The sequence below is a fragment of the Allobosea sp. 05T439 genome, assembly GCF_056396005.1.
In genome coordinates this window covers 12431-33836 of the sequence record NZ_JBFTKP010000004.1, presented here as the reverse complement: position 1 = coordinate 33836, position 21406 = coordinate 12431, and the positions used below count along the sequence as shown (strand labels likewise).

Annotated in this window: 20 protein-coding genes and 2 tRNA genes; 12 read left to right on the top strand and 10 right to left on the bottom strand. The window is 64.2% G+C overall.

What is annotated here, in order from left to right:
- Nucleotides 1–2 precede the first annotated feature (2 nt).
- From AC1DIO_RS05710 to AC1DIO_RS05700, 3 genes are all read right to left on the bottom strand, one after another.
- On the bottom strand, nucleotides 3–1457 hold the full coding sequence (locus tag AC1DIO_RS05710; RefSeq protein ID WP_441505831.1) for a cryptochrome/photolyase family protein: 1455 nt from the start codon (nucleotides 1455–1457) through the stop codon (nucleotides 3–5).
- A gap of 127 nt (nucleotides 1458–1584) precedes the next feature.
- Entirely contained in the window at nucleotides 1585–1878 is a 294-nt protein-coding gene (locus AC1DIO_RS05705) for a hypothetical protein (protein WP_441489886.1), read from the bottom strand.
- A gap of 154 nt (nucleotides 1879–2032) precedes the next feature.
- Nucleotides 2033–2106 (bottom strand) — tRNA-Cys (locus tag AC1DIO_RS05700).
- Between the two features lie 193 nt (nucleotides 2107–2299).
- Between AC1DIO_RS05700 and AC1DIO_RS05695 the strand changes: the two genes are divergently transcribed.
- From AC1DIO_RS05695 to AC1DIO_RS05680, 4 genes are all read left to right on the top strand, one after another.
- A tRNA-Asn gene (locus tag AC1DIO_RS05695) sits at nucleotides 2300–2374 on the top strand.
- A gap of 579 nt (nucleotides 2375–2953) precedes the next feature.
- On the top strand, nucleotides 2954–3595 hold the full coding sequence (locus AC1DIO_RS05690; RefSeq protein WP_441505830.1) for a protein-L-isoaspartate O-methyltransferase family protein: 642 nt from the start codon (nucleotides 2954–2956) through the stop codon (nucleotides 3593–3595).
- Nucleotides 3596–3755: 160 nt separating this feature from the next.
- Entirely contained in the window at nucleotides 3756–5156 is a 1401-nt protein-coding gene (locus AC1DIO_RS05685; protein ID WP_441489888.1) for a TolC family outer membrane protein, read from the top strand.
- A 236-nt stretch (nucleotides 5157–5392) separates the two neighbouring features.
- The gene (locus tag AC1DIO_RS05680) at nucleotides 5393–5995 is read left to right on the top strand and encodes a PopZ family protein (RefSeq protein ID WP_476853227.1); all 603 of its coding nucleotides are present in this window, start codon (nucleotides 5393–5395) and stop codon (nucleotides 5993–5995) included.
- Nucleotides 5996–6120: 125 nt separating this feature from the next.
- On the opposite strand, the gene AC1DIO_RS05675 is transcribed toward AC1DIO_RS05680, so the two are convergent.
- Nucleotides 6121–6348: a hypothetical protein gene (locus tag AC1DIO_RS05675; protein ID WP_441489890.1), complete on the bottom strand. Its 228-nt coding sequence runs from the start codon at nucleotides 6346–6348 to the stop codon at nucleotides 6121–6123.
- 211 nt (nucleotides 6349–6559) lie between these two features.
- Here AC1DIO_RS05675 and dps point away from each other — a divergent pair, with 211 nt between their 5' ends.
- The 7 genes from dps to AC1DIO_RS05640 all read left to right on the top strand — a co-directional run bounded on the left by dps (nucleotide 6560) and on the right by AC1DIO_RS05640 (nucleotide 16180).
- Nucleotides 6560–7039: a DNA starvation/stationary phase protection protein Dps gene (gene dps / locus AC1DIO_RS05670; protein WP_441489891.1), complete on the top strand. Its 480-nt coding sequence runs from the start codon at nucleotides 6560–6562 to the stop codon at nucleotides 7037–7039.
- 118 nt (nucleotides 7040–7157) lie between these two features.
- The gene (locus AC1DIO_RS05665) at nucleotides 7158–9977 is read left to right on the top strand and encodes a valine--tRNA ligase (protein ID WP_441505828.1); all 2820 of its coding nucleotides are present in this window, start codon (nucleotides 7158–7160) and stop codon (nucleotides 9975–9977) included.
- A 71-nt stretch (nucleotides 9978–10048) separates the two neighbouring features.
- The gene (locus AC1DIO_RS05660) at nucleotides 10049–11677 is read left to right on the top strand and encodes an alkaline phosphatase D family protein (protein WP_441505827.1); all 1629 of its coding nucleotides are present in this window, start codon (nucleotides 10049–10051) and stop codon (nucleotides 11675–11677) included.
- A 160-nt stretch (nucleotides 11678–11837) separates the two neighbouring features.
- Complete coding sequence (locus AC1DIO_RS05655) at nucleotides 11838–12419, top strand: YqaA family protein (protein WP_441505826.1); 582 nt, start codon at nucleotides 11838–11840, stop codon at nucleotides 12417–12419.
- A gap of 278 nt (nucleotides 12420–12697) precedes the next feature.
- Entirely contained in the window at nucleotides 12698–14428 is a 1731-nt protein-coding gene (gene ilvD / locus AC1DIO_RS05650) for a dihydroxy-acid dehydratase (RefSeq protein WP_476853226.1), read from the top strand.
- Nucleotides 14415–15368: a tetratricopeptide repeat protein gene (locus tag AC1DIO_RS05645; protein WP_441505824.1), complete on the top strand. Its 954-nt coding sequence runs from the start codon at nucleotides 14415–14417 to the stop codon at nucleotides 15366–15368. Before ilvD ends, AC1DIO_RS05645 begins: the two co-directional genes overlap by 14 nt.
- Before the next feature lie 392 nt (nucleotides 15369–15760).
- Nucleotides 15761–16180 carry a hypothetical protein gene (locus AC1DIO_RS05640; protein ID WP_476853225.1) on the top strand — a complete coding sequence of 140 codons (420 nt, stop codon included), beginning with the start codon at nucleotides 15761–15763 and terminating at the stop codon, nucleotides 16178–16180.
- Between the two features lie 64 nt (nucleotides 16181–16244).
- Here AC1DIO_RS05640 and xth read toward each other — a convergent pair whose 3' ends face one another.
- A complete protein-coding gene (xth, locus tag AC1DIO_RS05635) occupies nucleotides 16245–17030 on the bottom strand; it encodes an exodeoxyribonuclease III (RefSeq protein WP_441505822.1) in 786 nt (261 codons plus the stop codon).
- A 188-nt stretch (nucleotides 17031–17218) separates the two neighbouring features.
- Nucleotides 17219–17668, bottom strand: a complete 450-nt coding sequence (locus tag AC1DIO_RS05630; protein WP_476853224.1) for a BA14K family protein — start codon at nucleotides 17666–17668, stop codon at nucleotides 17219–17221.
- Nucleotides 17669–17940: 272 nt separating this feature from the next.
- Here AC1DIO_RS05630 and AC1DIO_RS05625 point away from each other — a divergent pair, with 272 nt between their 5' ends.
- Complete coding sequence (locus AC1DIO_RS05625) at nucleotides 17941–18507, top strand: TIGR00645 family protein (RefSeq protein WP_441489899.1); 567 nt, start codon at nucleotides 17941–17943, stop codon at nucleotides 18505–18507.
- 8 nt (nucleotides 18508–18515) lie between these two features.
- Here the strand turns inward: AC1DIO_RS05625 and AC1DIO_RS05620 are convergent, their stop codons facing one another.
- The 4 genes from AC1DIO_RS05620 to AC1DIO_RS05605 all read right to left on the bottom strand — a co-directional run bounded on the left by AC1DIO_RS05620 (nucleotide 18516) and on the right by AC1DIO_RS05605 (nucleotide 21385).
- Nucleotides 18516–20030, bottom strand: coding sequence for a helicase HerA domain-containing protein (locus AC1DIO_RS05620; protein WP_069880451.1), 1515 nt, complete (start codon nucleotides 20028–20030; stop codon nucleotides 18516–18518).
- Between the two features lie 115 nt (nucleotides 20031–20145).
- The gene (locus tag AC1DIO_RS05615) at nucleotides 20146–20421 is read right to left on the bottom strand and encodes a YARHG domain-containing protein (protein WP_441489900.1); all 276 of its coding nucleotides are present in this window, start codon (nucleotides 20419–20421) and stop codon (nucleotides 20146–20148) included.
- A gap of 68 nt (nucleotides 20422–20489) precedes the next feature.
- The gene (locus tag AC1DIO_RS05610; protein ID WP_441489901.1) at nucleotides 20490–21005 is read right to left on the bottom strand and encodes an ImmA/IrrE family metallo-endopeptidase; all 516 of its coding nucleotides are present in this window, start codon (nucleotides 21003–21005) and stop codon (nucleotides 20490–20492) included.
- A gap of 80 nt (nucleotides 21006–21085) precedes the next feature.
- The gene (locus AC1DIO_RS05605) at nucleotides 21086–21385 is read right to left on the bottom strand and encodes a hypothetical protein (protein ID WP_441489902.1); all 300 of its coding nucleotides are present in this window, start codon (nucleotides 21383–21385) and stop codon (nucleotides 21086–21088) included.
- Nucleotides 21386–21406: the final 21 nt, after the last annotated feature.

Sequence of the window (21406 nt, the reverse complement as noted above, 5' to 3'; positions counted from 1 at the left end):
GGCTATGCGCGACCCAGGGACGCAAGGGCATCGAGCGCCCGCTGCCGGCCAAAACCGAGATCGATGATCGGGCGTGGATAGGTTTCTCCGAGCCGGACGCCAGCGGCCGCGAGCTTGCCAGGCGAAAGCGTCCAGGGACTGTGGATCTCCGGGGCTGGAAGCTGACCGAGTTCCGGAATCCAGCGTCGGACATAGGTGCCGTCGGGGTCGAATTTCTCGCCCTGCGTCACTGGGTTGAAGATGCGGAAATAGGGAGCGGCATCGGCGCCCGATCCCGCAACCCATTGCCAACTCGTGGGATTATTGGCGGGGTCGGCGTCAACCAGAGTGTCCCAGAACCAGCGCTCGCCTTCGCGCCAGTCTATGAGCAGGTGCTTGATCAGGAAGGACGCGACGATCATCCGCACGCGATTATGCATCCAGCCGGTCGTCCAGAGTTCGCGCATGCCGGCATCGACGATCGGATAGCCTGTCAGCCCGCGTTGCCAGGCGTGCAGCGCGGCATCGTCCTGTCGCCATGGAAAAGCGTCGAAACGCGCGTTGAAGTTCTGCGTCGCCAGGTCAGGGTGATGGAAGAGCAGGTGGTAGGAGAATTCACGCCAGCCGATTTCGGAGAGAAATTTCTCTGCATCGCCGGCGCTGCCCGGGATTTCTCCTGCATGCCGGGCTGCCAGCGTGGCGTGCCAGAGCTGGCGGGGCCCGATTTCACCGAAGCGCAGATGCGGAGAGAGGCGCGAGGTCGAGACCTTGTCGGGACGATTGCGACCCTCGCTGTAGCCTGCGATCGCCTCGCCGAGGAAAGAGGAGACGGCGCCCGTCGCGCCAGCCTCGCCCGGAATCCAGGCCTCGCGCATGCCTCCAGCCCAATCGGGCGCGGTCGGTTCCAGCATCAGCCTCTCATGATCGAGGGCAAGCGGTTTCAGCGATTCGGGGAGAGGCAGCGGTCTCAGCTGTGTGGGGGCTGGGGCAGGAGCTGCCGGCTCGCCGCGCGCCCGGACTGCGCGCCAATAGGGCGTGAAGACCTTGAAGGGCGTGCCGGAGCCCGTTGCGATCTGCCAGGGTTCGTTGAGCAGGCTGGCATTGTAGCTCGCGACGGTCGTGCCGGCCTGGGTCAGTTCGCGCTTCACCTCAGAATCAAGCGCAATGGCGGCGGCCTCGTAGCGACGATTCCAGGTGACGAGGTCGACGCCTGTTGCGGCCACGACCATGGGAATCAACCTGGCAGGGTCTCCCCGCATCAGGACGAGCCTGCCGCCGCGCGCGCCCAGCTCTTCGGCGAGCGCGGCGAGAGAGCGTGACAACCACCAGCGCGCTGCGCCGCCCAGCACGCGCCGTTTCGGTGATTCGTCGAGGATGTAGAGGCAAAGGACGGGGCCATGGGCCGCAGCTGCGCAAAGGGCAGGATTGTCGGCGAGACGCAGATCGTCGCGGAACCAGAACAGGGAGGAGGCGCTCATCCCTCCTGATAGCCTGCCTCCCGATAGCCTGCACCAGCGGCTCACGCGAAATCGGCGCCGTCAAGGCGCCGATCCTGGCATTGCTTCCGGGCGGGAGAATCGACCTCCGGGCCGGTATGCGGCGCTATCAGCGGTAATAGGGCCGGCCGTAATACTGGCGATGGCGCCAGTGCCCGCGTGCATAGCCATAGGGCGGCGGGCCGTAATGGCGGCGGCCGTAATAGCCGCGTGGGGGACCGTAGCGATAACCGTGAGAATAGTGTCCCCGGCCATGGCGCCAGTCGCGATACTGAACCTGCTGAATGTCGGACGTCCCGCTCAGCAGGTCGCCAGCCGTGGTCGGTGGCGCTGCGAGTGCGGCTGCGGGCAGGGCAGCCGTCAGGCCCAGCATCAGGGCCGAGGCGAGGAAAAAGTTTCGCATGATTCGTCTCCAGGTGAATCGGATCGACAGCATGGAAGCCGATCGGGCTCGAACCGGTGATGAACGGGATTGTCCGGAACMGTTCATCTCGCGCAAGGCACAGATGCCTCGCTTTCGCGAGGATCAGGGCAGTCAGCGCATCATGTTAAGGAGGTGGAGGCCTCGCCCGGAATCGAACCGGGGTGCAAGGATTTGCAGTCCTCTGCGTAACCACTCCGCCACGAGGCCATCCGGGGACAGTCACGCTGCGGTGATGTCCTAGGGCCGCCTATAACCACATGGCGCGCCGGCCCGCAACCGGGAACAGCAGCATTCGTCATGATGACCTATGGTCACCTGTGGATGAGCGGAATTCCTGCCATCGAAGTGTCTTAAAGGGCTTGCGCCCGGACAAAGGCGTCGCTATTACCCCGGCCATCGGTCCCGGATAGCTCAGCGGTAGAGCAATCGACTGTTAATCGATTGGTCGCAGGTTCGAATCCTGCTCCGGGAGCCAACACTTCTTACATTCATGAAATTGATGCCCGTGTGCCATCTCCTCTACGAGGGGGCGGCAGCGTGTCGGCTCGCGATTTCAGAATCTTATGCGCTTTTGCTGATCCGAGCTCTCGGCATGTCGGCGCGTAATGCGCGTCCGCCCTTGCGCGATCCCCTCACCACGATCCGCCGAGGTTCGTTGATCAGGGCGTGGCCGCCAGGCGCCGATCGACGGCGCGGGCGCGGAGCTGCCTGGAGAGGATGGGCCGAGCCCTCTCGATGTCATGATCAGGATCGAGGGATCGCTGAGCGATCGCTATTGGGCAGAATGACCGAATCCAAACCGGTCTGATTCAGAGGCCGCGATCGCAGATCAATCGAGATGTCGCCGGCAGAATCCTGCCGGTCGAATCTTGGCCGGATTGCCTCGCGACGACGCCGTCAGGTCGTCTGTGGATGCGGCGCGCATGTGCTCCTCAGCTGTGAGAACTCGCTGCAGCCGAACCGGTGTCCTGCCGCGGCCATCTTGCCTTTTGCGACCGCCTCGAACAAAAGCTGAGGACGGCGAACACGCGCCGCGCAGACGGAGATTGAGGATATGGACAGCTTCACCGAGCTGCGCCGGATGATGGTCGATTGCCAGTTGCGGACCTATGACGTGACGGACCGTGCGGTTCTCACGGCTGCCGACCGCGTTCCGCGCGAAGCATTTCTTCCCGCCGAACTCTCCCACCTTGCCTATCTCGATCAGTCTGTCGCCTTGCCGGGTACGAGCCGGGCGCTGATGACGCCGATGGTGATCGTGCGGATGATCCAGATGCTCGGCATTCAGCCTGGCGAGCGCGTGCTCGAATATGGCGGCGGCACGGGATATGGCGCTGCATTGATGTCGGATATGGGCGCGGTCGCCACGCTTTGGGAGCCTGATGCGGCTGCCCTGGATCAGGCTCGTGGCGCGCTTGCGCTGGCTGGCGCTGTTGGCGTCACGCTCAGCGCCACACGGCCTGCCGAATCTCATTTCGACGCGATTCTCGTCAGCGGCGCCTGCGAGACCGTTCCAGAGAGCCTTTTTGGTCTCGTCAGCGATAACGGCCGGCTGATCCTGGTCGAGGGGCAGGGGCGGGCCGCGCGGGTGCAGCTTTATCAAAAGAGCGCCCAAACCATGTCGGCGAGGCCGGTTTTCGATGCTGCCGCGCCTGTTTTGGAAGAATTCCGCCGCGTTCCGAGTTTCGAATTTTGATTCGGCAGTGTCGCATTTATGCGGCACTGCGCCATGGAAACGATTGTTCGCGCCTTGGTGAGATTGGCGCGGGCCGCGGCTCCGGGTATGAATCACTACAACTATGCCGAGGCTGGGGCGATGCCTGGGCGAGACTTGAGTCCGCACAAGAGGCGTCCACGTGAACGAAAAAGAAATTAGGCGGAAGTCGGCCGGATACGGTCTCGCTGCGGTTCTGGCCACCGTTTTGGCCGCCAGCCAGATCACGACGGCTTCTGCGCAGACGATGGATGCATCGCTGGCGCGGGCCTATAATGGCAACCCGACGCTGAATTCGCAGCGCGCCTTGGTGCGCGCCACCAACGAGAACGTGCCCCAGGCACTGTCCGGCTACCGGCCGCGCATCACCGCCTCGGCGGATATCGGCGCGAGCCTGCTTGACGCCAATCAGCCCGGACAGGGCAACAGCACGTCCCGCCTGGCGCCGCGTGGCGCAGGCGTCCAGATCGACCAGAACATCTTCGACGGTGGCAAGACCCGCAGCTCTGTCAGCCAGGCGGAATCGCAGGTGCTGGGTGCGCGGGCGACGTTGCGCAATACCGAGCAGAACGTGCTGCTCGATGCCGCCACGTCSTACATGAACGTGCTGCGCGACACGGCGATTCTCAGTTTGAACCGCAACAACGTCGAGGTTCTCGAGGAGCAGCTGCGCCAGACGCGCGACCGATTTCAAGTCGGTGAAGTAACCCGGACCGACGTGGCGCAGGCAGAAGCCCGGCTGTCGCAGGCGCAATCCGCGGAGATTCTGGCGGAATCGAACCTCAAGACCAGCATCGCGCGCTTCCGCCAGAATGTCGGTGTCGAGCCAAAGCAGCTCGCGCCTGGACGTCCCATCGAGAACCTGCTGCCGAAGTCGCTGCCGGCCGCGCTTGACATCGCGTTGGTCGGGCATCCTGCGGTCATCGCGGCTCTGCACGGCGTCGATGCGGCGGAGTTGCAGGTGAAGGTCACGGAAGCGGACCTCTATCCGACCGTGGGTGTGCGCGGCTTGGTCGCGCAGCGCTATGACAGCCAGCTTTTTGGTGACAATCGCTTCTCGGCGAGCGCTGTGGCGACGCTGACAATCCCGATCTATGAGGGCGGCCAGGTCTACTCACGGACCCGGCAGGCCAAGGAGACGGCCGGCCAGCGCCGGATCGACGTCGACACGTCGCGCGACACCGTGCGTGCTGCGGTCGTCTCCGCCTGGGGCGCCCTTGATGCCGCCAAGGCGCAGATCATTGCGGCTCAGGCACAGGTTCAGGCGGCTGAGACCGCGCTTGCAGGCGTCCGCGAGGAGGCCAAGGTCGGTCAGCGTACCACGCTCGACGTGCTCAACGCGCAGCAGGAACTGGTGATTGCCCGGTCGACGCTGGTGACGGCGCAGCGAGATCGGGTCGTCGCATCCTATGCCGTGCTCTCGGCCGTTGGCCGGCTTTCGGCTGAGACGCTGAAGCTCAAGACCGCGGTCTACGACTCCCGCAAGCATTACGATCAGGTCAAGGGTCTGCTCTGGGGCACCCAGGTTCCTGACGGTCGCTGAGACAGCCTTGAGTGTTAATGACGGGGGCTGAAGCCCCCGTTTCTGTTGTGGTCCGCCCGCTCTGTTTTGCAGCGGGCTTGCGCGCTGATCGATGGGAGACATTCCGGCAACAGACCGGATTTCTCCTGTGGGTGGGCCGGAACCTGCCTTGCTTGGCGCTCTTTGCGTGGAATACTCAATGTTGGGGCTGCGTTTGATTCGATCCGCGCGCCCGGTGTCGAGTGGTCGGACCCAGCATGAGCGCGCAACCCAAGCCCAACGAACMGTCGATGGAGGAGATTCTCGCCTCCATCCGCCGGATCATCGCGGATGACGAGGTCAAGCCCGCCGAGGCTAGCGCACCTGCGCCGACGCCAGAGCCGTCACCCGCGGCGCCCCAGTTGCAGCTCGTCGAGGAGATCGATGACGACGTGCTCGATCTCGGAGCCGAGGCGAGCCTGGTCGTATCACCGGCGATGGCTGAGCCCGAGCCTCCGGCCGTGGCCATTCAGCCCAGCCTGGATGTCGATTTCCTCGAAGCGGCCGAGCCCGAGTTCAAGCCGCAACCGGAGCCGCCGGCGCAGATGTTCGTGCCGCCAGCCTTCGTCCCGGCACAGTCCGCGCCGCCATCGCTCGATATGGCTGCTCTGATTTCGGAACAGGCCGGCTCCGCCGTGAACAATGCCTTCGGTGCGCTCGCCCACACAGTCCTGACCAACAACGCGCGTACGCTCGAGGATCTGGTCAAGGACATGCTGAAGCCGATGCTCAAGACCTGGCTCGACGACAATCTGCCGACCATGGTGGAACGTCTGGTGCGCGCCGAAATCGAACGCGTCGCCCGCGGTAACCGGCACTGAGGCATTTCCCGCTCACCAGGACGAGATTGGTCGGCTAAGGTATCGGCCTGAAAGGTGGATTGCAGTCTCGATGCAAACACAGAAGGTCGGTTCATCCGCCCGGATACGAAATCCAGTCCGATGATCTAACGCCCGCGTAGCCGTCCGTGGACCCGTTGTGGCACTCTGATGTCGTCAAAGGCGCCGGCATCGTGCAACTGCTTGATGGCGAACCCGGCGAGGGTCAACGCGGCGGTTGGCCCGCCAAGTCGTGAGACCAGCATCGCCAGGCCGACCGCGACAGGGCGTGAAAAACGTCCCGAAGCCGCTTCGACGGCGAGCCATGCTCCGAGACTGTGAACGAGGAGCTTCATCCGGTCATCCTGCTGTGCTTGAGGGGCGGGGACAATCTGATCGATGAAGGCCTAACCGCTGAGACAGGTCGTGGTTCCGTATCTCCGTCGTTTGACGATTGCGCCGGGGCGTGCCTGATTCGGATCCGAAGGAGTGCGAAGCCGTCCTCGGGGGCAGACAGTTTCGCGAGCCCGACGCCACCTTCAGCGAGTCTCAACGCGAGGACTGACCATGAAGAAGCCGACGTCACGCATCGATCTGAAGTCCAACACCAAAACCTCAATGATCAGCCTGCTCAATGCCCGCCTGGCGGACGGCATCGATCTTGCGCTTGTCACCAAGCAGGCCCACTGGAATCTGAAGGGCCCGGGCTTCATCGCTATCCACGAGATGCTCGATGGCTTCCGCGCCGAGCTCGATACCCATGTCGATACAGTCGCAGAGCGCGTGGCACAGCTTGGCGGGATTGCGCTGGGCACAACGCAGACTGTCGCGTCGGGCACGACGCTGAAGCCCTATCCGACAGAGATCGTTGCGGTGAAGGATCACCTCGCCGAACTGATCGAGCGCTACGCCGAGACCGCCAAGACCGTCCGCACCGCGATCGACACCGCGGCTGAGGCTGGCGATGCGGACACGGCCGATATCCTGACCGGCTATTCTCGGGCGCTCGACAAGGCGCTCTGGTTCCTGGAGTCGAGCGCGGCCTGACATCCGCATTGTCGAAAGCGTTGACGGGACGCCCACGCATGGGCTCTTAAGACCAACGACCTTTTGGCCTGACCTTCGGCCGGGGCTTTCCCCGGCCATTTTGCGTTCGAGCGAAGCAATGATGGACAAGACATTCGAGCCCGCCACCGTCGAGGCGCGCATCAGCAAGGCCTGGGAAGAGGCCGAGGCCTTCCGGGCAGGGCGTGGCGCCGAGCCGGGCGCTGAGCCCTATTGCATCGTCATTCCGCCGCCGAACGTGACTGGCTCCCTGCATATGGGCCATGCGCTCAACAACACGCTGCAGGATGTGCTCTGCCGCTTCGAGCGCATGCGCGGCAAGGACGTGCTCTGGCAGCCGGGCACCGACCATGCCGGCATCGCGACCCAGATGGTGGTCGAGCGCAAGCTTGCCGCCGAGAACAAGACCAACCGCAGGACCATGGGCCGCGAGGCCTTCCTCGAGGAGGTCTGGCGCTGGAAGGCGGAGTCCGGCGGCACCATCGTCAACCAGCTGAAGCGGCTCGGCGCCTCCTGCGACTGGTCGCGCGAGCGCTTCACCATGGACGAGGGGCTGAGCGCGGCCGTGCTCAAGGTCTTCGTCTCCCTGCACAAGCAGGGGCTGATCTACCGCGCCAAGCGGCTGGTGAACTGGGATCCGAAATTCCAGACCGCCATTTCCGATCTTGAGGTCCTGCAGGTCGAGAAGACCGGCTCGTATAAATGGCAGCGCGGCGGCGAGGAGGAATTCGACTCCGCCAAGCTCGACAAGGCGCTGAACCGCGATCCGAGCGGGCATCTCTATTATTTCAACTACCCCCTCGAAGGCGTGGTCTACGACCTCGACGACGCTTCGACCTTCATCACGGTTGCGACGACCCGGCCGGAAACGATGCTGGGCGATACCGGCGTCGCGGTGCACCCCGAGAACGAGCGGCTGAAGGGCCTGATCGGCCGGAACGCGATCCTGCCGCTGGTTGCGCGCGTCATCCCGATTTTTGGCGACGACTATGCCGACCCGGAGAAGGGCACAGGCGCGGTCAAGATCACGCCGGCGCATGACTTCAACGATTTCGAGGTCGGCAAGCGCCACAAGCTTGCGGTCATCAACATCCTCGACGGCGAAGCGCGCATGCTTCTCGAAGCGAACGAGGACTTCCTGGCCGGCGCCAAGCCCGAGCAGGCGGTGCAGGCTCTGCACGGCCTCGACCGCTTCGCTGCCCGCCGTCTCGTCGTTGCACTGATGGCAGAGCGCGGCTTGCTGGTGAAGATCGAACCGCATGCGCATACCGTGCCGCATGGCGATCGCTCCGATGTCGTGATCGAACCCTGGCTGACCGATCAGTGGTATGTCGACGTCAAGCCGCTGGCGGAACGCGCGCTCAAGGCCGTGAAGGATGGGCGCACCAAGATCACGCCCGATAGCTGGACCAAGACCTATAACGACTGGCTCGAGAACATCGAGCCCTGGTGCGTCTCGCGTCAGTTGTGGTGGGGGCACCAGATTCCGGCCTGGTACGGACCGGATGGCGAGTGCTTCGTCGCCGAATCCGAGACCGCTGCACAGGCTCTGGCGGTCGGCCATTACGGCGGCCCGGTTGCGCTGACGCGCGACGAGGACGTGCTCGACACCTGGTTCTCGTCGGCGCTCTGGCCGTTCTCGACGCTGGGCTGGCCGGAGGATACGCCGGAGCTCAAGCGCTATTACCCAACGGCGACGCTCGTCACCGCCTTCGACATCATCTTCTTCTGGGTCGCCCGGATGATGATGATGGGCCTCAACTTCATGGACGAGGTGCCATTCAAGGACGTCTATATCCACGCCATCGTTCGCGACGAGAAGGGCGCGAAGATGTCGAAGTCGAAGGGCAACGTCATCGATCCGCTGACGCTCGTCGACAAGTATGGTGCCGACGCCCTGCGCTTCACGCTCGCTGCCATGGCGGCGCAGGGGCGCGACATCAAGCTCGCGACCTCGCGTGTCGAGGGTTATCGCAACTTCGCAACGAAGATCTGGAACGCCTCGCGCTTCGCCGAGATGAATGGCTGCCAGCGCGTCGAGGGTTTTGATCCCGCTCTGGTCACGCAGCAACTCAATCGCTGGATCCTCAGCGAGGCGGCCCGGGCCGCCGACGAGATCGCGGCCGGCATTGCCAGTTTCAAGTTCAACGAAGCGGCAGGCGCCGCCTATCGCTTCGTCTGGAACGAGTTCTGCGACTGGTATCTCGAGCTGGCGAAGCCCGTTCTGCAGGGCGACGGTGCAGCCGCAGCGGAGCGGGCTGAGACACAGGCGACCGTTGCCCATGTCATCGACCTGATCTGCCAGCTTCTCCACCCCTTCATGCCGTTCCTCACCGAGGAGCTCTGGGCCGTGAAGGCGGGAGAGGGGGCTCAGCGCAAGCTTGCCAAGGGTGATGCCGCGCTGGTCTGCCTGACGCGCTGGCCCGAGCTTGCCGGCCTCACGAACGAGGCGGCCGAGGCTGAGATCGGCTTCGTCGTCGATCTGATCTCCGATATCCGCTCGGTCCGCTCCGAGACCAATGTGCCGGCCGGCGCGCAAGCGCCTCTGGTACTGGTCAAGGCGAGTGCTGCGACCAAGGCGACGATCGAAGCCTGGGCTCCGATGATCGAACGGCTGGCGCGCGTCTCCGCGATCGGCTTCGCCGAGATCGCCCCGCCGCAATCCGCCCAGATCATCGTGCGTGGCGAAGTCGCGGCTCTGCCGCTCGCCGGCATCATCGACCTCGACGCGGAGCGGGCGCGCCTGACGAAGGAGCTCGCCAAGCTCGACCAGGACATTCTCGCGGTGGAGCGCAAGCTCGGCAATCCGGATTTCGTCGCTCGTGCGCCGGAAGAGGTCGTCGAGGAAAACCGCGAGCGCAAGGCGCAGGCCGAGGCACGGAAGGTCAAGATCGGCGAAGCGCTGGTGCGGATGCAATAGCCCGGTAGCGCGTCACTCCCGCGTTATGCAAAGACTGGTAGGGTTCCAAACGCGCTTGCTGGAGCCCTGCCATGTTTCGCCGCAATGCCTTCGATCGGTTCCTTGTCGATGACTTCCTGACGGAAGCGGGTACGCCCTCGCGCCGGCGTTTTCTGCAGGGGCTTGCGGCCTCGGGCCTGTTGCTCACCGGCGGCGCTGTGCTCGACCAGCGGGTCTGGGCCAATCCGGTCTTCGCTGCCTATCCTTTCGGGCTCGGCATCGCCTCGGGCGATCCGTCTGCCGATGGCTTCGTGATCTGGACCAAGCTCGCGCCCCTGCCGCTTGCGCGCAATGGCGGCATGCCCATGAAGGCTGTCGAGGTCACCTACGAGATCGGTGCCGAGGCGAATATGCGCCAGATCGTGCAACGCGGCTCGGCCCTGGCCCGGCCCGAGCTCGGCCACGCCGTCCATGTCGAGGTCTCCGGGCTGGAACCGAACCGCGACTATTTCTACCGCTTCACGTGCGGCGGCGAGCGCACCATCACGGGCCGTGCCCGTACCTTCCCGTCGGCGAATGTGTCGGTTGAGCGGGTCCATTTCGGTGTGCTCGGCTGCCAGCGCTACGAGGACGGCCATTTCACCGCCTTTCGCCATGTTGCGGATGAGCACTTCGATTTCATCTACCATTACGGCGACTACATCTACGAGTACCGCATGGTGCGGCCGAACGAGCGGCCCTTGGCTGTCGCGCGCGTCATGCCCGGAGATCCCGACGAGATCTATTCGCTCGCCGACTACCGGCATCGTTATGCGATCTACAAATCCGATCCCGACCTGCAACTGGCCCATGCCTCGACATCGTGGCTGGTCTCGTTCGACGATCATGAGGTCGACAACAATTTTGCAGGCCTGGTCTCCGAGCAGAATGTTCCCCCGGAGATCTTCGCGCTGCGCCGCGCTGCCGGATTCCAGGCCTGGTATGAGCATATGCCGTTGCGCCGGGCGTCGATCCCGAGCGGTCCTTCGATCCAGGCCTATCGGCGCTTCCTCTATGGCGATCTGGCCCAGATCGATGTGCTCGACACCCGCCAGTTCCGCTCGGACCAGCCTTGCGGAGATGGCTCGCACGCAGCCTGCGCTGACGCGCTGAAGCCTGAAAACACGATGCTTGGCGAAAAGCAGGAGGCCTGGCTTGCCGAGGGCCTGCGCAGTTCGAGAGCGCGATGGAACGTGCTGGCTCAGCAGGTCATGGTGATGCGCCACGACCGCGATCCCGACCCCAGGAAGGTCGGCTACAGCATGGATAAATGGGACGGTGCAGTGGCGGCACGCCAGCGTCTGTTCGACACGCTGGAGAGCGCTGGCACGGCCAACGCAGTCGTGCTCACCGGAGACATCCACCAGAACTGGGCGGGCGAGCTCAAGGCCAATTTCGACGATCCCAAGTCCAGGACGCTTGGCGTCGAGTTCGTCGCCACCTCGATCACCTCGGGCGGCGACGGAGCCGACACGACAAAGGCGGGACAGGTCGCCCTGCAAAAGAACCCGCATATCGGGTTCTTCAACAATCAGCGCGGCTACATGCGCCATACCCTTTCACAAGGCGGCTGGCAGGCCGATTACCGCGTGCTGGACCGGGTTACCACTGCCGGAGCCGCGATCTCGACCCGTGCCAGCTTCGTCGTCGAGGCCGGAAAACCGGGGATGTCGCCGAAATGAACCGCTGTCTGCGCTGCCCGTATCAGGACATGAATCGGTCGCCAAATTGACCTTGAACTAAGAGACCTCTGGCAAATTCCCGGGGACACGATTAGATGCGCGCGGGGTGCAAGTCTGCCATGCGCCGTTCGATCCACTGCACGAGACACTGAACCGACGCATGCTCAAGCGAGCTTATGATTGGTGCGTTTCCTACGCATCCCACCCCGCCGCGCCGTGGCTGCTCTTCGCCCTGACTTTTGTCGAGAGCTCGGTCAGCCCGTTGCCTCCGATTCCGCTGCTGCTGCCGATGTGCATCGCGCGGCCGGACCGGGCCTGGTTCTACGCCGGGATCTGCTCGCTCGGCGCCGTCACGGGGGGCTATCTCGGCTATGCGATCGGCGCCTTCCTGTATGAATCCGTCGGCGTCTGGCTGATCAGCATCTACGGGCTTCAGGACAAGGCCGCCCATCTGATCTCGAGTTCGCAGGATTTCTGGTTCTGGGTGCTCGTCACCAAGGGGCTGACGCCGATCCCGTTCAAGATCGTCACGATCATGTCGGGCTTCCTGCATTTCGACATCTGGAAGTTCACCATCGGCATGGTGATCTCACGCGTCACCTTCTTCGCCATGATCGCGCTCGCGCTACGCTTCTACGGCGACAACATCCGCATCTTCATCGAGAGGCACCTGCCGCTCAGCGTGACGCTTCTGCTCGTGGTGGTCGTTGGCGGGTTCTTCGTCCTGCCCATGGTTCTCTGAGCTGCGGTTCCTCAAATTGTGACATCGTGGCAACACCGCTGAGGCATCGCATGCGCGCTGTCCTGAGCTGGATCAGATGCCGCGATGCCGCCACAAAGCGCCCCCAGCAAAGAGGGACGTTAAGTCACTGAGATTTAGATGATTTAAAGTCGGGTTTGTCCGGTTGGAAGATTATGTCCTTCCCGAGCCTGCAAAGAGACTGAACGTTGCGCCTGGCGCGGGCTGCGTGGCACATCTGCCGCGCACTGCAAGCGCAGGGTGGAGCGAGGACAGGTAGAATGGACGCGCGCGTTTTCGATAAGTCGAAGCTACCCAGCCGGCATGTCAGCGTCGGGCCGGCGCGCGCTCCGCATCGTTCCTACTACTATGCGATGGGGATGACCTCGAAGCAGATCGCGCAGCCCTTCGTCGGCGTTGCGTCCTGCTGGAACGAGGCGGCTCCCTGCAATATTTCGCTGATGCGCCAGGCCCAGGCCGTCAAGAAGGGCGTTGCTTCGGCCGCGGGCACGCCGCGCGAGTTCTGCACCATCACGGTGACCGACGGCATCGCCATGGGCCACCAGGGCATGAAGTCGTCGCTGGCCTCGCGCGAATGCATCGCCGACTCGGTCGAGCTCACCATGCGTGGCCATTGCTATGACGCGCTGGTCGGCCTTGCCGGTTGCGACAAGTCGCTTCCGGGCATGATGATGGCGATGGTTCGCCTCAACGTGCCGTCGATCTTCATCTATGGCGGCTCGATCCTGCCGGGCACCTTCAAGGGCAAGCCGGTCACCGTCCAGGACGTGTTCGAGGCCGTCGGCAAACACTCCGTCGGCGCCATGTCGGACGAGGACCTGAAGGAACTGGAGGAGGCAGCCTGCCCGTCCTCGGGCTCCTGCGGCGCCCAGTTCACCGCCAACACCATGGCGACGGTTGCCGAKGCTATCGGCCTTGCGCTGCCCTATTCCTGTGGCGCGCCTGCGCCCTACGATGTGCGCGACACCTTCTGCTACACCGCCGGCGAGATGGTGATGGAGCTGATCGCCAGGAACATCCGCCCGCGCGACATCGTCACCCGCAAGGCGTTGGAGAATGCGGCCATGGTCGTGGCGGCCTCGGGCGGCTCGACCAATGGTGCGCTGCACCTGCCGGCGATCGCACATGAATGCGGCATCGATTTCGATCTCTTCGCCGTCGCCGAGATCTTCAAGAAGACCCCCTACATCGCCGACCTGAAGCCAGGTGGGAAATATGTCGCCAAGGACATGTTCGAAGTCGGCGGCATTCCGCTGTTGATGAAGACCCTGCTCGACCATGGCTACCTGCATGGCGACTGCATGACCGTGACCGGCCGCACGATTGCCGAAAACCTCGCTTCGGTGAAGTGGAACGATGAGCAGGACGTAATCCGCCCCGCCAACAAGCCGTTGTCCGACAATGGCGGTGTCGTCGGTTTGCAGGGCAATCTCGCCCCTGAGGGCGCGATCGTGAAGATCGCGGGCATGCCGGMCGAGAGCCTGGTCTTCACCGGGCCGGCCCGCTGCTTCGACTGCGAGGAGGACGCCTTCAGGGCCGTCACCAATCGCGAGTACAAGGTCGGCGACGTGCTGGTCATCCGCTACGAGGGCCCCAAGGGCGGCCCCGGCATGCGCGAGATGCTGTCGACGACCGCGGCCCTCTACGGCCAGGGCATGGGCGACAAGGTCGCGCTGATCACGGACGGGCGATTCTCCGGCGCGACCCGCGGTTTCTGCGTCGGCCATGTCGGCCCCGAAGCCGCCGTTGGCGGGCCGATCGGCCTCATCCGCGATGGTGACATTATCGAGCTCGATGCCATCACAGGAAAGCTCGCGTGCCGCCTTTCTGATGCCGAACTTGAGGAGCGTCGTAAGGCCTGGAAACCGCGCAGGACCGACTACAATTCGGGCGCGCTGTGGAAATACGCGCAAACGGTCGGCTCCGCCAAGGGCGGGGCCGTGACCCACCCAGGAGGGGCGGCAGAAACCCATTGCTATGCGGATATCTGAGACCATCATAGCTGGAACATTCCTGATCCTGGGCTGCCAGTCGGCAGCCTGGTCGCAGGATGTCATGGGCCGGGCACCGATCCCGCCGCGCTCGATTCCGGGCGCTCCGCTGCCGGAGCCCGAGGGGCCGCCTCCCGCGGGCCTGCAGGCCCTCCCCAATGGCCGCGTGCTGGCGCCTGCGCCGAACGCTCCCGCCGCGCATGCCGCGCTGCCGTTGGCGCCCTTCGCCAGCGCGCGCGATGCGCTGAAGGCCTGGATGCGCGATTCGACGGCTGGTGATCAGGCCGGCGCCGTGCGCGCGCTCGAATATGCCGCGGCTCACGGCCACCTCACTGCCCAGTACAAGCTCGGCCGGATGTATGCCGGTGGCGAAGGCGTTCCCAGCAATGATCTGAAGGCCTTCGAGTACTTCTCGAAGATTGCGGACGAGAATGCCGATGCGATTCCCGGCACGGCCGACGGGCGTATCGTTGGCAGCGCCTTCGTAGCGCTCGGCAGCTATTTCACGGACGGCATCAAGGGCTCCTATGTGAAGCCCAATATCGACCGGGCCTTCGATATGTTCCACTATGCCGCATCCTATTTCGGCGATCCCGACGGGCAGTACAATCTTGCCCGGCTCTACATGAACGGGCAGGGCACCGGCCGCGACCAGCGGCAGGCAGCGCGCTGGATGAAGCTTGCAGCCGAGAAGGGGCATGTGCCGGCGCGTGCCGTTTTTGGCGACATGCTGGTTCGTGGCAGCGATGGCGTTCCGCGTCAGGTCTCACAAGGGCTGATGTGGCTGGCTCTGGCACGCGATGCTGCCGATCCGGCGCGTGAAGCCTGGATCTTCGAGCGCTATGACGCGGCCTTCGCTGCGGCTTCCGTGAGTGACCGCAACGCGGCGCTATCGCTGGTTGAGCGCCAGCAGGTTGCAGGCCGCTCCAGCGAACGCTGAAAGCCGTACACCGACGTCTCTGGCCGCCCCACGCGGCGGCGTAACGCATGGCGGGCAAGTACGCCCTGCCGTGCCCACCGCATCGCTCTCTCCTTCAGCCCTGCATACATCCTCGCCTTGTCGTTGCGTGGGAAAACCGTTGCTCGCGCCCCGGCTCCGGATGTCGCCAGTCGGAGCTGCCGCGAACCGCGCCGGTTTTCTGGCGCGCGCCGTCTGCTCTTCGGCGGCCGCACAATTCCGGAAGCGGGCCGCGCCGGGCGAAACGGGCGCACACCGAGATGTGATGGCGCCGGCTTGTCCGAGGCCTGAACACGGATCAATGTTCATCGTATGTTCATGCGGTAAGGCGGAGATTCACCGCAAGGCGAGGCTCACTTGATGGGAGATTCGTCATGACCTCAATGCTCAGCATCACCAAGACGACTGCCGCTGCTTTCGCCGCGGTCATGGCAGTCGGTGTCATCGCATGGTCGGCGCCAGCCGAGGCGCGGTTCGGCGGCGGCGGCGGCTTCCAGGGTGGCGGAGGCTTCCACATGGCCTTCCACGGCGGCGGCGGCCGAATGGCTGGCTTCGGAGGGGGCGGTTTCGCCCATCCCGGTTTTGCCCGCCCAGTCTTTGCCGGTCGGTCGGTTTTCTTCCACCAACAGCGGTTCAACCATAACCGGTTCTTCGTCGGCCCGGCCTTCGCATTCGGCGTCGGGGCGCCCTATTACTACAACACCTATTACAATGACGGCTGCTACTATGCGTGGCAGCAGCACTACGACCAGTGGGGTTACGCCGTCGCTCGCCGCGTATTGGTCTGCTACTGACAAGCCGTTCCATGCGACGCGGACGACGCTTGGTCCGGGCAATAGCCGCGCAAGGACGCGCTGATCACGCTGCCTTCAACTCCACGATGACCGGCACATGATCCGACGGCTTGTCCCAGCCGCGGACATGTTTGGCGATCGAGACAGCGGCAAGCCTGTCTGCAGCGTGCGGCGAAAGCAGCAGATGGTCGATCCGGATGCCGTTGTTCCGCTGCCAGGCGCCAGCCTGATAATCCCAGAAGGTGTAAAGCCCGCCGGAATCCGTGGTCGAGCGCAGCGCTTCGGTGAAACCGAGATTAACGAGCCCGCGGAAGGCGGCCCGGGTCTGCGGGAGGAACAGCGCGTCATCGACCCAGGCCGCGGGGTCGCGTGCATCGCGTGGCTCGGGGATGACGTTGTAATCGCCGGCCAGGACCAGCGGCTCTTCCTGGGCAAGCAGCATTTGCGCATGGGTGGTCAGGCGGCGCATCCAGCCAAGCTTATAGGGATATTTCTCGGTATTGGGCGGATTGCCGTTCGGCAGGTAGATCGAGGCGATACGGACTACGCCACCGGCATAGGCCAGCACGCCCTCGAGATAGCGAGCCTGCTCGTCGGCATCGTCTCCCGGCAAGCCGCGGCGGACATCCTCGAGCCTGGCGCGGCTGAGAATCGCGACGCCGTTGAAGGTCTTCTGGCCATGGGTCTCGACCTGCCAGCCGGCCTCCTCGATTTCGCGCCGCGGGAAATCCCCGTCGACGCATTTCAGCTCCTGCAGGCATAGGGCGTCGGGCTCGGATTCCCTGAGGAAATCGAGCAGATGGCCAAGCCGCTGGCGGACCGAATTGACGTTCCAGGTGGCAATGCGCAACGGGCTGGCTCCGAGTCAGGTCGAGGGCTGAATAAGCGTCAGAGATCGGCCGCTGACAACCCTGCAGTGGTGCCGGTCATGCCAAATGGCGTCAGTATCCGTGCCCAAACAGCACATCTCCCCATCAAAAACCTCCCCATGTCGCCATGGAGAGGCTCGATGTCGTGGCGCTGAATGCGCGTCAGCGCTCAGGGACAGGCGCGCACCACGCCGCCCGCGCCGATATAGGTTCCGGTCTCGGGGTCGTAGCTGCGGAACCGGCGCGCGCAATAGGCGACTGCATCGGCATCCGGGGAGGCATAAACCGGGCCACCATAGACGGGGCCGCMGTAGACAGGGGCCGGAGCGGCGTAGACCGGACCAGGCGCAAGCAATGCGCCAGCTGCCAGTGCGCCGATGGCGCCCGCTGCAATGCCGGCACCGACGGCCGCACCGCGTCCGCCGCGATAATAGCCGCCGCGGTAGCCGTAGCCGGKGCCGTAATATCTCCGGTACTGCACGCTCTGAATCAGATCCTTGCCCGATTCGGCGACAGCCGCTGCTGAGCCAGTCGTCGCGCTCAACGGCGCGGCGCTCGCCGGGGCGGTCAGAACGACGCCTCCTAGCAGCGCGGTGGCGATGGCGAGGGTCTTGATCATGACGAAACTTTCTCCTTTCCTCTCGAACGTGAGAGGAACGCCAGTGTTCCTCCAATCCATGGCAGTTTTATAGTGCAAGGCGACGGCGTGAAAGCCCCGACCGTCAAGATCCGTGAAATTTCATCCTTACGGCGCTTCGTCATCGCATTTCAGCATTTCGATGCAAAGTTCGGCTCAGGATTGGCGCTTGTMTCGCAGGCGCTTCCGCACCATCTAGCGACGGCATGATGTTGCTTCGCAACACGATCCCTTCCCGCATCCGGAACCACTCTATGCTGCACCAGAACCCGACGCTGCCCCCTGCCGAGGCGATGAAGCCGTTGCCGATGATCATTTTCGGCTCGCGCTGGCTGCAGGTGCCGCTCTATCTCGGCCTCATCGTCGCGCAATGCGTCTATGTCTTCCTGTTCCTGAAGGAACTGGTCCACCTCGTTACACATGCGACGCAGTTCGGCGAGCAGCAGATCATGCTGGTCGTCCTCGGGCTGATCGATGTGGTGATGATCTCCAACCTGCTGATCATGGTCATCGTGGGCGGCTACGAGACATTCGTTTCGCGCCTGAAGCTCCATGGTCACCCCGATCAGCCGGAATGGCTGAGCCATGTCAATGCKAGCGTCCTGAAGATCAAGCTCGCTATGGCGATCATCGGCATCTCGTCTATCCACCTGCTCAGGACCTTCATCGAGGCCGGCAATATCGGCAATACGGGGCGGGTGACGAATTACACCGAGACCGGGGTCATCCTGCAGACGGTGATCCACGTCGTCTTCATCTTCTCGGCCATGGGGATCGCCTGGGTCGACAAGATCACTCTGCCGGCCGGCAAGGGCCACTGAGCCGCGGGTCAGGCCCTGAGACCGCGCGGCATCCCCTTGGTGCTGCGCGGCTGCGCCTGGCCTGGCGCAGTCTCGACGCCGATCGTCGGCAATGCCAGCGTGCGTTGGCCGCGAAAATCGACATGGCAGACGAGGAGCCCACGCTCCTCGATATAACCCAGAACGCGGCGGGCGCGGCCCGGCGAATGGCTGCCATAGACCTCGGCGAGTTCGGCGTCGGTCGGGGCGGGAGCGCCCTCGATCGCGGTGCGGGCAATGTAGAGAAACAGGCTCTGGAGGTCGTCCGGCAGGGTGGCTGCGGCGTCGAGCGAGACCTGCCAGGCATGGGACGCCGTGATGTCCTCACTCGCGCCTGCGCGGGCTACGGCAAGCCGCCGGCGGAAGTCATCGAGGCTGAGCGAGGATTGACCGACGCGGCGCATGCGGCAGCGCACCGTAAAGTCCTGATAGACCACGGCGACCTGGCGGCTCCGCGTTTCCGGGTCCTCCATCAGATCGCGCAGGATCTCGGTCATGATCGCCTCGCGCTCTTCCGGTTCCATCGGAATCTCGGGCTCCGGCTCGACGGCGGGGGCAGGGCGATAGCTCTCGATCTGGCGGAGCACTTCATTGGCTGCCGGGCGCGGCCGCGGCGTGGGACGCGGGACCCAGGAGGTGACGGGAGGTTCGTTCTCGCCCGCTTCGAAAATGAGCTTGCTCGCATCCTCCGGGGCCTGTTCGGGCAGGGGCATCAGGCCGGGCGCACTGCCGCGATCGACCGAGGACACGGCGCCGATCCTGAGCGGCAAGGGGCGTTTCGACAGCGCCGGGCCCAATGCGACGAACTGGCCACGCTCGAGGTCGCGGAACATCTCGGCCTGGCGCCGGTCCATGCCGAGCAAGTCGGAGGCGCGCTGCATGTCGATATCGAGGAAGGTGCGGCCCATCAGGAAGTTCGAGGCCTCGGCCGCGACGTTCTTGGCAAGCTTGGCGAGACGCTGAGTCGCGATCACCCCGGCGAGGCCGCGCTTGCGGCCGCGGCACATCAGATTGGTCATGGCGCCGAGGGAGAGGCGACGCGCTTCGTCCGACGCTTCGCCGGCCATGACGGGCGCGAAGAGCTGCGCCTCGTCGACGACGACCAGGATCGGGAACCACATGCTGCGATCGACGTCGAACAGCCCGCCGAGAAAGGCGGCCGTCGCGCGCAACTGCTCGTCGGCGTCGAGATTCTCGAGGTTGAGCACGATCGAGACACGATGCTGGCGGACGCGGATGGCGATACGCTGCAATTCGGCCTCGCCGCAGGCGGCGTCGACCACGACATGGCCGAACTGACCGGCCAGCGAGACGAAATCGCCCTCCGGATCAATCACGGCTTGCTGGACCAGCGGTGCGCTTTGCTCCAGCAGCCGGCGCAGCAGATGCGACTTTCCTGAGCCGGAATTGCCTTGGACCAGCAGGCGCGTCGCCAGCAATTCGGCGAGATCAAGCAGCGCGGGTTGTCCACCCTGGGTCAAGCCCATGTCGATGCCCGTCGTCATGCTCTGGTCTTGCTGCTCCGTCTGCCGCCCTGTTCCCGGACCGGCGCTTCTAACACACTGCAACTGGCCGATGGCCGGATACGGCCGGCCTTCCACAACTATCGGCCCCGGCAGATCAGCGCAGGCAGCGCCGCGCGCGTTCTTCACGCTGAATGTCGGCGATCATGCGGCGCTGGGTGTTCGACAGCGGCAGCTCCTCGGCATTGTCGTATTGGCAGCCGGCATTACCAAAGGCCGCGATACCGCGCTGGGTGCGGAAGCAGTAGCCCTGCGCCTTGTAGATCTCGTTGCGGGCATACCAGAGCTCATCGCAGGTTTGCTGCGCGAGAGCCGGCGCAGGCATTCCTGTCAAAGTCAGGAATGCCATGATCATCAATGTCTTGTGCGGCATGGTTCACTTCTTGAATCGAGTCGGCTCGATGCAAGATTGGGCCGCCGGACGAGCCCGGGCAAGCGGGGCTATTTCAACTCGCTCTTGCGCAGCATGGCGGCGCTCATGCTGACTCCGAAATGTTCGCTCATTTCGCCCGCACTCATATGGCGGATCGCTTCGATATTCGGGATCAGCAGGGCGGCGGCATAGCGCCGGGCCTGATACTCCATCGCCCGGACCTTGGCCGAKAGGCGCTCGGCCTGCGAGCCGGCAGGGGCGCGATGCAGGATGCCTTCATGGCCGAGCAGGGCATGTCCGACCTCATGGGCGATGGTCATCAGCGCCCGGCTTTCGCCGCGCAGGGCCGCGAGAAACACGGGTTCCGGGATCCGAAGGCGCTTGGTCTCAGAATCCCATTGCGCCTCGGCGTCGGCGAGTTGGCCGTCCGGTACACGTTCATAGGCAAAATTCGGGTAGCGGGCCTTCAGCCGCGCCATCAGGATCATGAAATCAATGCCCTGTTCGTCGCGGAAGCCGAGTTCGCGGCGATGGCTCAAGGCGCGGGCATCGATCTGGGCATCGGTCAGGAATGCGGGCTTCATGACAGCCTCCCGTGACGGAGCGGGAGCAGCCTAGCGCGCTCTTTGCCAATGCTCAATCCAGGATCATCAGGCTTGCGCAGCTAGCGCGGGGCCATCTCGAGGCAGGTCAGGACCTGGACATAGCTGGGCGGGCCGCCGAGTTGCGCGCTCTCGACGCAGGTGTTGCGGCTCTGCGCTGGATAGGCCGACCAGCGTTGTACCAACGTCGCGCGCGCCTGGTTCTCGTCGTCCTGGCAGGCCTGGGCGGTACGACCGACCCCCATGCTGGAACGGCCGACGTCGCGGCACGTGTTGACGACATCGAAGCGCGGCGGCCCATCGGAAACGGGAACGAAGAGACCGGTTGATAGTGATAGTGAGAGAAGGGCTGCGCTGATCATGGCGGAACCTCCGCAGGAGTG

Bases quoted from the DNA above. Each gene is read 5' to 3' on its own strand.
- AC1DIO_RS05655 (WP_441505826.1), top strand. From the start codon at position 11,838: ATGCTCAAGCGAGCTTATGATTGGTGCGTTTCCTACGCATCCCACCCC.
- AC1DIO_RS05620 (WP_069880451.1), bottom strand. From the start codon at position 20,030: ATGACGACGGGCATCGACATGGGCTTGACCCAGGGTGGACAACCCGCG.
- AC1DIO_RS05645 (WP_441505824.1), top strand. From the start codon at position 14,415: ATGCGGATATCTGAGACCATCATAGCTGGAACATTCCTGATCCTGGGC.
- AC1DIO_RS05710 (WP_441505831.1), bottom strand. From the start codon at position 1,457: ATGAGCGCCTCCTCCCTGTTCTGGTTCCGCGACGATCTGCGTCTCGCC.
- AC1DIO_RS05665 (WP_441505828.1), top strand. From the start codon at position 7,158: ATGATGGACAAGACATTCGAGCCCGCCACCGTCGAGGCGCGCATCAGC.
- AC1DIO_RS05605 (WP_441489902.1), bottom strand. From the start codon at position 21,385: ATGATCAGCGCAGCCCTTCTCTCACTATCACTATCAACCGGTCTCTTC.
- AC1DIO_RS05675 (WP_441489890.1), bottom strand. From the start codon at position 6,348: ATGAAGCTCCTCGTTCACAGTCTCGGAGCATGGCTCGCCGTCGAAGCG.
- AC1DIO_RS05690 (WP_441505830.1), top strand. From the start codon at position 2,954: ATGGACAGCTTCACCGAGCTGCGCCGGATGATGGTCGATTGCCAGTTG.
- AC1DIO_RS05615 (WP_441489900.1), bottom strand. From the start codon at position 20,421: ATGCCGCACAAGACATTGATGATCATGGCATTCCTGACTTTGACAGGA.
- AC1DIO_RS05640 (WP_476853225.1), top strand. From the start codon at position 15,761: ATGACCTCAATGCTCAGCATCACCAAGACGACTGCCGCTGCTTTCGCC.
- dps (WP_441489891.1), top strand. From the start codon at position 6,560: ATGAAGAAGCCGACGTCACGCATCGATCTGAAGTCCAACACCAAAACC.
- AC1DIO_RS05705 (WP_441489886.1), bottom strand. From the start codon at position 1,878: ATGCGAAACTTTTTCCTCGCCTCGGCCCTGATGCTGGGCCTGACGGCT.
- AC1DIO_RS05660 (WP_441505827.1), top strand. From the start codon at position 10,049: ATGTTTCGCCGCAATGCCTTCGATCGGTTCCTTGTCGATGACTTCCTG.